The organism is Brevundimonas sediminis, from assembly GCF_048799765.1.
Classification (GTDB): domain Bacteria; phylum Pseudomonadota; class Alphaproteobacteria; order Caulobacterales; family Caulobacteraceae; genus Brevundimonas.
On record NZ_JBLYQK010000024.1, the window covers coordinates 16,903 to 26,734 of the forward strand.

General features: G+C 70.1%; 12 protein-coding genes. 9 read left to right on the forward strand and 3 right to left on the reverse strand.

Going from position 1 to position 9,832, the window contains the following annotated elements; genetic code table 11:
- Nucleotides 1-7 precede the first annotated feature (7 nt).
- Both ACLQ7T_RS12525 and ACLQ7T_RS12530 read left to right on the forward strand, forming a co-directional pair.
- The gene (locus tag ACLQ7T_RS12525; protein ID WP_420479720.1) at nt 8-787 is read left to right on the forward strand and encodes a tyrosine-protein phosphatase; all 780 of its coding nucleotides are present in this window, start codon (nt 8-10) and stop codon (nt 785-787) included.
- Nucleotides 784-2,067, forward strand: a complete 1,284-nt coding sequence (locus ACLQ7T_RS12530) for an anthranilate synthase component I family protein (protein ID WP_420479721.1) — start codon at nt 784-786, stop codon at nt 2,065-2,067. The genes ACLQ7T_RS12525 and ACLQ7T_RS12530 overlap by 4 nt, the downstream gene beginning before the upstream one ends.
- On the opposite strand, the gene ACLQ7T_RS12535 is transcribed toward ACLQ7T_RS12530, so the two are convergent.
- From ACLQ7T_RS12535 to ACLQ7T_RS12545, 3 genes are read right to left on the reverse strand one after another with little or no spacing between them, the layout of a single operon-like run.
- Nucleotides 2,064-2,600: a TadE/TadG family type IV pilus assembly protein gene (locus tag ACLQ7T_RS12535; RefSeq protein ID WP_420479722.1), complete on the reverse strand. Its 537-nt coding sequence runs from the start codon at nt 2,598-2,600 to the stop codon at nt 2,064-2,066. The genes ACLQ7T_RS12530 and ACLQ7T_RS12535 overlap by 4 nt on opposite strands.
- A complete protein-coding gene (locus tag ACLQ7T_RS12540) occupies nt 2,597-3,124 on the reverse strand; it encodes a TadE/TadG family type IV pilus assembly protein (RefSeq protein ID WP_420479723.1) in 528 nt (175 codons plus the stop codon). Before ACLQ7T_RS12540 ends, ACLQ7T_RS12535 begins: the two co-directional genes overlap by 4 nt.
- Nucleotides 3,125-3,128: 4 nt before the next feature.
- The gene (locus ACLQ7T_RS12545) at nt 3,129-3,542 is read right to left on the reverse strand and encodes a pilus assembly protein N-terminal domain-containing protein (protein ID WP_420479724.1); all 414 of its coding nucleotides are present in this window, start codon (nt 3,540-3,542) and stop codon (nt 3,129-3,131) included.
- Nucleotides 3,543-3,806: 264 nt separating this feature from the next.
- On the opposite strand from ACLQ7T_RS12545, the gene ACLQ7T_RS12550 reads away from it, so the two are divergent.
- The 7 genes from ACLQ7T_RS12550 to ACLQ7T_RS12580 all read left to right on the forward strand — a co-directional run bounded on the left by ACLQ7T_RS12550 (nt 3,807) and on the right by ACLQ7T_RS12580 (nt 9,681).
- Complete coding sequence (locus ACLQ7T_RS12550; RefSeq protein WP_420479725.1) at nt 3,807-3,986, forward strand: Flp family type IVb pilin; 180 nt, start codon at nt 3,807-3,809, stop codon at nt 3,984-3,986.
- 229 nt (nt 3,987-4,215) lie between these two features.
- Nucleotides 4,216-4,395, forward strand: a complete 180-nt coding sequence (locus ACLQ7T_RS12555; protein WP_420479725.1) for a Flp family type IVb pilin — start codon at nt 4,216-4,218, stop codon at nt 4,393-4,395.
- Nucleotides 4,396-4,497: 102 nt separating this feature from the next.
- Entirely contained in the window at nt 4,498-5,016 is a 519-nt protein-coding gene (locus ACLQ7T_RS12560; protein WP_420479726.1) for an A24 family peptidase, read from the forward strand.
- Between the two features lie 111 nt (nt 5,017-5,127).
- The gene (gene cpaB, locus ACLQ7T_RS12565; protein ID WP_420472197.1) at nt 5,128-6,051 is read left to right on the forward strand and encodes a Flp pilus assembly protein CpaB; all 924 of its coding nucleotides are present in this window, start codon (nt 5,128-5,130) and stop codon (nt 6,049-6,051) included.
- Nucleotides 6,048-7,466 (forward strand): type II and III secretion system protein family protein, encoded by a 1,419-nt coding sequence (locus tag ACLQ7T_RS12570; protein ID WP_420479727.1) that lies wholly within the window; start codon nt 6,048-6,050, stop codon nt 7,464-7,466. Before cpaB ends, ACLQ7T_RS12570 begins: the two co-directional genes overlap by 4 nt.
- A gap of 8 nt (nt 7,467-7,474) precedes the next feature.
- Nucleotides 7,475-8,137 (forward strand): CpaD family pilus assembly protein, encoded by a 663-nt coding sequence (locus ACLQ7T_RS12575; RefSeq protein ID WP_420479728.1) that lies wholly within the window; start codon nt 7,475-7,477, stop codon nt 8,135-8,137.
- A 5-nt stretch (nt 8,138-8,142) separates the two neighbouring features.
- Nucleotides 8,143-9,681, forward strand: coding sequence for a CpaE/TadZ family protein (locus tag ACLQ7T_RS12580; protein WP_420479729.1), 1,539 nt, complete (start codon nt 8,143-8,145; stop codon nt 9,679-9,681).
- Nucleotides 9,682-9,832 lie beyond the last annotated feature (151 nt).

Sequence of the window (9,832 nt, forward strand, 5' to 3'; positions counted from 1 at the left end):
CAGGGGGATGACGGATCGTATCCACCGCTTCGACGCCCTCGATAATTTCCGCGATTACGGCGACTACGACACCGCCGCCGGTCGCCGGATCGCCCGGGGCCGTCTGTTCCGCTCGGCCCATCAGGCGCGGGTCTCGGACGCCGACCTCGACCGGCTGGGCGCGCTGGGCATCGGGACCATCGTGGACCTGCGCCGTCCCGGCGAGCGTCGCGACCAGCCGTCGAAACGCCCGGTCGGCTGGGCCGGTCAGGTGCTCGACAGCGACCTCGGCCCCGACGGTGAGGCCCCGCACATCCGCTTCCTGCGCACCGCCGACCTGACCGTGGACGCGGGCCGGACCTTCATGACCGGCATCTATCGAACCCTGCCGTTCGAGCCGGCTCACCTCGACCTGTTCGCCCGCTATTTCCGCGCGCTCGGCGACGGGGAGGGCGCAGTCCTGATCCACTGCACCGCGGGCAAGGACCGCACCGGGACGCTCGCCGCCCTGACCCACCACCTGCTCGGCGTGCATCGTGATGACCTGATGGCCGACTATCTGCTGACCAATTCCGCTGTGGATCTGGAAGGCATGGCCCCCCGCGTCGCCCGGCAGCTGGAGAAAACCACCGGCCGCCCCGCCGCCCACGACGCCGTCGTGGCCTTCCTCGGCGTGGAGCCGGTCTATCTGGAGACCGCCATCGCCGGGATCGAGGAGCGGCACGGATCTCTCGACGCCTATCTCGAACAGGCGCTGGGGGTGGACGCCGCCCTCCGGGACCGGATCGGCGAACGGCTGTCCGCGTGAGCCTCCCGGCGGTCGAGCGTCGGCCCCTGACGTGGCGCGAGCCCCTCGCCGTCGCCAACGGCCTGCGTCGCCGGGACGGGGCGCTCGCCCTGCTGTCGGACGGGGGCGCCCTGGGGCGATGGTCTTTCGTGGCCGCCGATCCGGACCGGGTGGTGATCGAGCCGGTCGGGGCCGGGCTGGACCGGTTGCGCGACCCGGACTTCGCAGACGGCGTGGTCGGCCTGCTGGCCTATGACGCCGGCGCCCGCCCGGCCACCGGTCCCCGTCCGTCGGTCTGGCCCGACCTGATGTTGGCCCGCTATCCGGCCATGCTGGCCTTCGACCACGAGACGCGGCAGGTCTTCGCGATCGGCCGGGGCGTTGATCCGGCCGCTGCGGGCGTGGCGGCGGACATCGCCGCCGGCTGGCTCGCCACGGCCGTGAATCCGGTCCTTCCTTCGCCGCCCGCCGACAGGCTTGAGCCCGAGGCGCCGCCGGCCGCCTATGAGGCCGCGGTGGCCGATGTGGTCGCCCGCATCGCCGCGGGCGAGCTGTTCCAGGCCAATATCGCCCGGGCGTGGACCGGCGCCCTGCACGCCGACGCGGACCCGTTTGATGTCCTGCTCCGTCTGGCCGGCCGCGCCTCCGCCTACGGCGCCTTCTGGCGGCTCGGCGACCGGGCGATCGTGTCGAACTCGCCGGAACTTTTCCTGATCTTCGACGCCGGCCGGATCGAAACCCGGCCGATCAAGGGCACCCGGCCGCGCGATCCGGATCCCGCCTGCGACGCCGCCCTCGCCGCAGAGCTGGCGGACAGCGCAAAGGACCGCGCCGAGAACCTGATGATCGTCGATCTCATGCGGAACGACCTCGCCCGCGTCGCTGTCCCGGGATCGGTGCAAGTCGAGCGGCTTTTCGAGATCGAGAGCCTGCCGACGGTCCATCATCTGGTCTCGACCGTAACCGCGCGGGCGAGGTCGGAGGTCGGGGCGGCGGACCTGCTGGAGGCCGGCTTCCCTCCCGGCTCCATCACCGGCGCGCCCAAGCATCAGGCCATGAAGGTCATCGCCGCCCATGAGCCGCCGCGCGGCGTCTGGTGCGGCAGCCTGTTCCACATCGGGGAGGGTCGGCTGACCGCCTCGGTCCTGATCCGGACCGCGGCCTTCGAGCGGGAAGCGGGGGGCTGGCGTTTCCGCACGCTCGCCGGCGCCGGGATCGTCGCCGACAGCGTTCCCGCCGCTGAACTGGCCGAGACGGAGGTCAAGATCCGTGCGCTTCGCGAGGCCCTGATCGGTCCCTAGCAGGCCGGGCAGAGCGTCTTGTCGGTCGTCCGCGGCCGCAGATAGTAGGTGTGGGTGAAGCGGGTCAGCCCCGGCATCAGATAGTCGGCCGGCGAGTCATAGTCATAGGTGGCTTCGGACATGATCACGCTCTGGCCGTCCGCGAGGAAGTCGGGCGGCAGCGTCACAAGCGAATTCCTGACCCGCGCCGTCATGCCGTCTCCCCGGCTCCAGTCGACCCGAACCTGGCTTCCCGACCGGGTCACGCTGCTGACGCGGATCTTCAGCGTGGTCGTTCTGAACGGCTTCATGATCAGCCCGCCGATGTCGAAGATGTCGTCCAGGTTGGCCGTGGTCACCGTCTCCTCCTGCGCCACCAGATCGGCGACCATCGAGGCGACATGGCCCATCCGCTTCTGGGCCATATAGCCCTGACAGAACTCGGACAGGCCCAGGTAGAAGGCGATCAGCACCGGGGCCAGCAAGGCGAACTCAACGGCCGAGATCCCCCGGTCGTCGCCCGCGAAACGGCGAAGGAGGCCGGGGCGCGTCATCCGGGTTCGTTCCGGAAGGCGGTGGTGGCGGTCATGCGGACGGTGCCGTCGTTCAGGCGCGACAGCCCCTGGCTCATGAAGCTGGTCAGCAGCGGCTGGCGATACCAGGCGCGGACCAGGATCAGATCGCCCGGCTGGCCGTTCGAATAGGTCAGGGCGCCTTCATTGAAGGTCCCTCCGGCCAGGGGGTCGGGCGGGGTCGTATTGAACTGGGGGATCACCCGCACATCCACGCTCAGCCGGCTCGGGCAGTCGGCGGAAAACACGCTCATGCGCGCGCAGACGGCGGATTTGAACCGCGTGGCGTCCATGCCCTGGGCGCTGGCCTGTCCGGTGCGGACCAAGCGGCCCGTCTCGATGGTGGCGTTCTCCAGAACGGAGTCGGTGACGAACACCAGGCCGAGCTCCAGAACGGCGAACATCATCAGGCAGAAGGGCAGGGCGACCATGGCGAACTCCACGGCGCTGGAGCCTTCACGGGCCTGCCGCGACGGTCGCCTGACTTTTCTGGAGGCCGGAAGCACGGCCCTACGGGGTCGCGTCGCCGCCGAGACCCGAGGCGCGCACGGACGGCGAGCACGAGCTGGCGCAGGCCATCTCGGTCGCCTGGGCGCCGCGCCAGACCCGGACCCGTCCGCCGCCGTCGCCGGCGGTCACGACGACCTGGCTCTGGAAGACGGTGCGGCCGACGGGGTCCACGGCGATGACCTCGGTCACTCCGTAGCCCTTGCCGGTGATGTACAGGGTGTTGGCGTCCACGACGGTCACGTCGGCGATCGCCGGGTTGCCGACGATCACTGACCCGGCGGAGCCGCGCAGCTGGACCCGGCGCGCCTGGTCGATCTCGACATTCAGGCTGGCGGACTGGGCCGAGACCACGGCGGGCGCGGCCATGACGGCGGCGGCGGCGAGGGCGGCGGCGAGGCGGATGGGGCGGGACATGGCGACGACTTCCAATGAACGGGCGCGCGCGGGAGCGTGTCCGGACACTGACCGGCATTTCTCAAGAAAGTCTGAAATGGACCGTGAAACCCCTGCGGAAGATTTCGGCCGGATTTTTACAGTAAATCTGCAGGTAACCACGCACGCAGACCGGACCTTAACCGATCCGGGCGATAACCATCCTGCGTTTTGGGGGTCAAGCGGGCTGCCGGCTCCCCCCGCGTCAGTTAGCTCGCGAAACCCTGTCCATAAGGATTTATGACCATGACCAAGTTCGTTTCGAAATTCATGTCCGACGAGTCGGGCGCCACCGCCATCGAGTACGGCCTGATCGCCGCCCTGATCGCCGTCGTGATCATCTCGGCCGTGACCGCCCTCGGCACCACCATCAAGGGCAAGTTCAACGAAGTCGTGACCGGCATGGGCGGCGAAGCGGGCGAATAAGCCCCAGGCCCAAGGTCTTGAAACCGGCGAGGGCCGGGACGGCGACGTCCCGGCCCTTTTCCGTGGGCGTTCGGGTCGGTTACTTCCGCCAGTCTGTAAACGGCGCAGTAAACACGTTCGTACGCGCTGATTTAACAAGCACGCTGCACTCTGGAGACGTTCGGGGGCAGGACGGGTGACCGGCTTCCCCACTGCCTCTCAATCGACCTGTTCCGGGAAGGGATACCAGATGACCAAGTTCGTTTCGAAATTCATGTCCGACGAGTCGGGCGCCACCGCCATCGAGTACGGCCTGATCGCCGCCCTGATCGCCGTCGTGATCATCTCGGCCGTGACCGCGCTCGGCACGACCATCAAGGGCAAGTTCAACGAAGTCGTGACCGGCATGGGTGGCGAAGCGGGCGAATAAGCCCGGGACCCACGGTCCTGAAATCGAAGGGGCCGGGGCGCGAACGCCCCGGCCCTTTTTGCTTTGCGGGAAACCCGGTCTTAACCGCGTCCGTGGCAAGGCATGAGGATGGACACCCTCACCCTGATCCTTCTCGGCGTGATGCCGATGCTCGTCATTGTCGGCGGGCTGAGCGACCTCACGACGATGAAGATCCCGAACTGGATCTCTCTCGCCCTGATCGCCGGCTTCCTGCCCGCGGCCCTCGTGGCCGGGCTGCCGCTGGGGGATGTCGCCGTGCATTTCGGCGTCGCCTTCACCGCCCTTCTGGTCGGTATGGGGATGTTCGCCCTGCGCTGGATCGGCGGCGGAGACGCCAAGCTGATGGCGTCGGCCTGCCTCTGGCTCGGCCTGCAGGGCTCGGGTCTGTTCCTCGTCTACACGGGGCTGATGGGCGGTCTGTTCTGCCTGTTCCTGATCCTGGCCCGCGCCCAGTTCCGGCCCTACCTGGCCGGCGCGCCGGGCTGGATGACCACCCTGATGGAGCCCAAGGGCGACATCCCCTACGGCGTCGCGATCGCCGCCGGCGCGTTGATCGCCTATCCGTCGGCGCCGCTGATGGCGCATTTCATCGCGGGTTGATGCGCGCCGCGCGGGACTTAGGTCCGCGTTAACCCGCGCCCGGCATGTTCGTTAACGGTAGGGGGCCGAAGGACCGATTCACGTGTCCGGGACGCCCGCCGGAGACCGTCGATGAAGCCTGCCCGTATCATCGTGATCTGCATCGCCGCCGTCGCCGCCATCGGCCTCGCGCTGGTCGTGCGCGCCATGGGATCGTCCGGCGGACAGCCGACGGCCGTCGCCACCGCCGCCCCGGCCGAAACCCGGCCGATGGCCAAGGTCCTGGTCGCGGCGAAAGACCTTCAGCCGGGCCAGCGCCTGAGTGAAGGCGACATGGAGTGGAAGGACTGGCCCGTCGACGAGGTCAATCCGGTCTTCATCACCGACGGCTCCGTGCCGGTCCCCTCGGCCGCCACCCCGGCCGAGGCCGCGCCGGCGGACGACAAGCCCGAGGGCGCGGTCGCCTCCGTCACCCGCGCCGCGACCAATCTCGCCACCGGCGGCGCCAAGGCCGACTATGTCGGTTCGGTCGTGCGCGAGCCCATTCTGGCCGGCGAACCCATCGTCATGCGCAAGATCGTCCGCGCCGGCGACAGCGGTTACATGGCCGCCTATCTGGAGCCGGGCATGCGCGCCATGGCCATCCGGGTGACGGTCGAGACCGCCGCCGGCGGCTTCATCCTGCCGGGAGATCGCGTCGATGTGGTGCTGACCCGAGAAACCAATCTGTCGAACCTGGGCTCGTCCGAGGGCGACCGCGCCAAATTCACCTCGGCCACCGTCATGCAGAACATCAAGGTTCTGGCCATCGATCAGTCGACCCGCGCCGGCGACGACGCCCAGGCGGTCATCGGCGCGACGGCGACGCTGGAGGTCGGACCGCGTGATGCGGAGGCCCTCGCCCTGGCCAAGTCCGAGGGCGAGCTCAGCCTCGTGCTCCGTTCCTATGCCGACACCGGCGGTCCGTCCGGCAGCGTGGCTCCCGCGCGGCGCCTGCAGTCCTCGGCCGTCCGCGTCTACCGGGGCGGCGCGCCGGAAGTGGTGGTGGTCCAATGAAGCGCCTTCTCGCCCTCGCCCTCGCGGGTCTGACCGTCGCCGCGACCACGCCGGTCGCGCCGGTCTTCGCGCAGAGCCGCGCCGCCGTGTCCATGGGCTCGCAGTCGCAGCTGATCAATCTGCCGCGCGGCTCGTCCATGGCCGTCGACCTGCCGGCGGACGCCCGCGACGTGATCGTGCCCAATCCGACCGTCGCCGAGGCGATGCTGCACTCGCCGCGCCGCATCACCATCATCGGCCTGCAGCCGGGCGAAACCGACGCGGTCGTGCTGGACAGCGCCGGACGCACCATCCTGTCGCTGCGCGTTCGCGTCGACGCCGGGGTGTCGGCGCTCCAGGACACCCTGAACCGGGTGATGCCCAACGCCAATGTGCACGCCGAGGCGGTCAACGACAGCGTCATCCTGACCGGCACCGTGTTTAGCCCCGGCGAGGCGGACCGCGCCAGCCAGGTCGCCCGCGCCTTCGTCTCCGCGCCCGAGAAGGTCATCAACATGATGACCATCGCCGGCTCGGACCAGGTCATGGTCCGCGCCCGCGTGGTCGAAGTCCAGCGGACGGCCATCAAGCAACTGGGCTTCGACGCCACCGCGGTTCTGGCCAGCGTCGGAACCGGCCTGTCGCTGACGCAGGGCGCCACCTTCGCGGTCAACGGCAACCAGCTCGGCGGCGGCGTGATCCGCTACACCGACGCGGCCGGGGACGGATCGACGACCAACGCCGCCCTGCGGGCCTTCGAGCGCGCCGGCCTGGTCCGGATCCTGGCCGAGCCCAACATCACCACCGCCAACGGCGAGGCCGCCGAGTTCCTGGCCGGCGGCGAGTTTCCGGTCCCGGTCGGGCAGGAGAGCTCGGACGGCGGCGGCAGCAAGGTCAGCGTCGAGTTCAAGCCCTACGGCGTTCGTCTGGCCGTCCGGCCGATCGTCCTGTCGCCGGGCCGCATCTCCCTGCAGCTGTCGACCGAGGTGTCCGAACTGACCCAGGTCGGGGCCTTCACCCTGGGCGGCGGGGCCGACACCAGCCTGGTCATTCCGGGCCTGAACGTCCGCCGCGCGTCGAATACGGTCGAGCTGCCGTCGGGCGGATCGCTGATGATCGCCGGCCTGTTGCGGGAAGACACCCGCCAGAACATCGACTCCCTGCCGGCGCTCGGCGAGCTGCCGGTGCTGGGCGCCCTGTTCCGGTCGCGCGACTACATCTCGGGCGAAACCGAGCTGGTGATCATCGTTGAGGCCTACATCGTCTCCCCGACCGCTGCCGGGACCCTGCAGACGCCGGCGGACGGCCTGCAGATCGCCAACGACGCCCGCACCCTGCTGTTCGGCCAGCTGAACCAGCACTACGCGCCCCGCGACGGCGCCGTGGTCACGGCCGGCGCCGGCTGGAACGGTCCGGTCGGCTATGTGATCGAATGAGGGCTCCCGTGATCCGTACCCTGCTCCTCAGCCTGTCCGCCGCGGCCCTGGTGGCCGGCTGCGCCTCCAGCGGCGCCGGCGACGCGCCGCCCCTCACCCCGCTCAGCCGCTACACGCTGCGCACGGAGCCCGGTCTCGACCGCATCGCCCTGTCGGTGCACGACGAGGGCCTGTCGTCGACCCAGATCGCCGCGCTGCAGGATCTGGCGGCCCGATACCGGGGCACGGGCGTGGGGCGTCTGCAGGTTCAGGGGCCGTCGGGCGATGACGCCGCCGCCGCCCGGCAGACCTGGGCCGTGCGCTCCGCCCTCGAGGCGGCCGGCGTGCCCGCGCAGAATATCGAGGTCACCGGCTATGATGCGCCGGATCCCCGCGCACCCGTCCTGGCCGGCTTCGGCGTCGTCCGGGCGTCCATTCCGAACTGCGCGGCCGAACCCCGCGACATGGGCGGCCGCTATTCGAACCAGTCCTCGATCGGGCTGGGTTGCGCCATCACCGCCAACATGGCGACGCAGATCGCCGATCCGCGCGACATCCTGGGCGCCCGCGCGATGAGCCCCACGGACTCCGGCCGCTCGGCGGTGGTCTTCGATCATTACCGTCAGGGCCAGCCGACCTCGGCGCCGCAGGAGACCCTGATCCAGGGCGGCATCTCGCGGGCGGTGGACTAGGTCACATGAGCAACGCCTTCGCGCCCCGCCCCTTTGACGACTTCGAGGACGACGAGTTCGACCTCGACATGGGCTATGCCGCCCCGGGAAGCGGCGAACCCGCCTTCCCGGCTGCCGAGGCGCCGGCCGCCGAGGGTGATGCCGCGCGTCGGCCGCCGCTCCAGTTCACCGCGCCGGCTGTACAGGCTCCGCCCGCGGCGCCGCAGCCGCCGCGTCCCGCCCTGCCGGAACCGATCGCCTCGTCGGAGGAGTTCAACCCCGTGGGTGAGCTGGTCGCCGGGGCGCAGGCCGCCTTCTCGCCACCCGTCGGCATCGGCCACACGGCCGAGGTCTCGGTGCCGCGCATCGCCATCCATGTGTTCGCCGAGCGTCAGGACACCCTGGCGGCCGCCGAGCGGGCCGGTCAGGACCGCCGCCTGTCCCGGGCGACGACCCAGATCCGCGTCGGCGGCGTCGCCGCGGCCGTCGAGGCCTATCAGCACGAGCCGACCCCGCCGCTGATCGTGGTCGAGTGCCTGAAGGATCCCCAGACCCTGCTGTGGGAGGTCGACCAGCTGGCCGAGGTCTGCGACGCGGGCACCAAGGTCATCGTCATCGGCGCGACCAACGACATCCTCCTGTTCCGTGAGCTGATGCGCCGCGGGGTCAGCGAGTACCTGGTCGCTCCGCTCCAGCCCCTGCAACTGATCGCCGCGATCGGCGGCCTGTTCGCCGACCCGGCCCAGCCCTTCGTCGGGCGGTCGATCGCCTTCGTCGGCGCGCGGGGCGGGTCCGGCTCCAGCTCCGTCGCCCACAACACCGCCTATGCGATGTCGGAGCGGATCGGCGCCAACACCGTCATCGTCGACTATGACCTGCCCTTCGGCACCGCCGGGCTGGACTTCAACCAGGACCCGTTGAACGGCGTCGCCGACGCCCTGTCCCAGCCGGACCGCCTTGACCCTGTCCTGCTGGACCGGATGATGGTCCGCTGCACGGACAAGCTCAGCCTGTTCGCCGCGCCCGCCACCCTCGACGCCGACTGGGAGATCAGCCCGGACGCCTTCGAGGAGGTGACCACCCGTATTCGCGCCACCGCGCCGTTCGTGGTGCTGGACCTGCCGCACGTCTGGTCGTCCTGGATGCGTCGCACGCTGATCAGCGCCGACGAGGTCGTGGTCGTCGCCACGCCGGATCTGGCCTCGCTGCGGAACGCGAAGAACATGATCGACCTGATCCGGCAGGGACGGCCGAACGATGCGCCGCCGCGTCTTGTGCTGAACCAGGTCGGCGTGCCGGGGCGTCCGGAAATCCCGGCCAAGGAGTTCGGCAACGCCCTCGGCGTGCATCCCAGCCTGATCATCCCGTTCGACGCCAAGACGTTCGGCGCGGCCGCCAACAACGGTCAGATGATTCTCGACGCGGGCGGCAAGTCGAAGGCGGCGGAGGCCTTCCAGACCCTGGCCCAGATCGTGTCGCGGCGCGAAGTGCCGCTGCTGTCGGCGCCGAAGGGCGGCGGCGGCAAGACCTCCATGTTCTCCGGCCTGTTCAGGAAGAAGTCGTAAGGCGTGTTCGGCAAGCGCACAGCCCAGCCCGGAAGTCCCGCAGCGGCGCCCCGCCCCGCTCCGGCGGCGCCCGAACCCGCGCCCGCGCTCGCCGCCGAACCCCTGTTCCAGCCCCAGCAGGGCGTGCAGACCCAGGCTTTCGCCTTCGGCG

Excerpts from the sequence above, each read along its gene's own strand:
- ACLQ7T_RS12570 (WP_420479727.1), top strand. The coding sequence starts at position 6,048 with ATGAAGCGCCTTCTCGCCCTCGCCCTCGCGGGTCTGACCGTCGCCGCG.
- ACLQ7T_RS12535 (WP_420479722.1), bottom strand. The coding sequence starts at position 2,600 with ATGACGCGCCCCGGCCTCCTTCGCCGTTTCGCGGGCGACGACCGGGGG.
- ACLQ7T_RS12580 (WP_420479729.1), top strand. The coding sequence starts at position 8,143 with ATGAGCAACGCCTTCGCGCCCCGCCCCTTTGACGACTTCGAGGACGAC.
- ACLQ7T_RS12545 (WP_420479724.1), bottom strand. The coding sequence starts at position 3,542 with ATGTCCCGCCCCATCCGCCTCGCCGCCGCCCTCGCCGCCGCCGCCGTC.
- cpaB (WP_420472197.1), top strand. The coding sequence starts at position 5,128 with ATGAAGCCTGCCCGTATCATCGTGATCTGCATCGCCGCCGTCGCCGCC.
- ACLQ7T_RS12525 (WP_420479720.1), top strand. The coding sequence starts at position 8 with ATGACGGATCGTATCCACCGCTTCGACGCCCTCGATAATTTCCGCGAT.
- ACLQ7T_RS12560 (WP_420479726.1), top strand. The coding sequence starts at position 4,498 with ATGAGGATGGACACCCTCACCCTGATCCTTCTCGGCGTGATGCCGATG.
- ACLQ7T_RS12550 (WP_420479725.1), top strand. The coding sequence starts at position 3,807 with ATGACCAAGTTCGTTTCGAAATTCATGTCCGACGAGTCGGGCGCCACC.
- ACLQ7T_RS12555 (WP_420479725.1), top strand. The coding sequence starts at position 4,216 with ATGACCAAGTTCGTTTCGAAATTCATGTCCGACGAGTCGGGCGCCACC.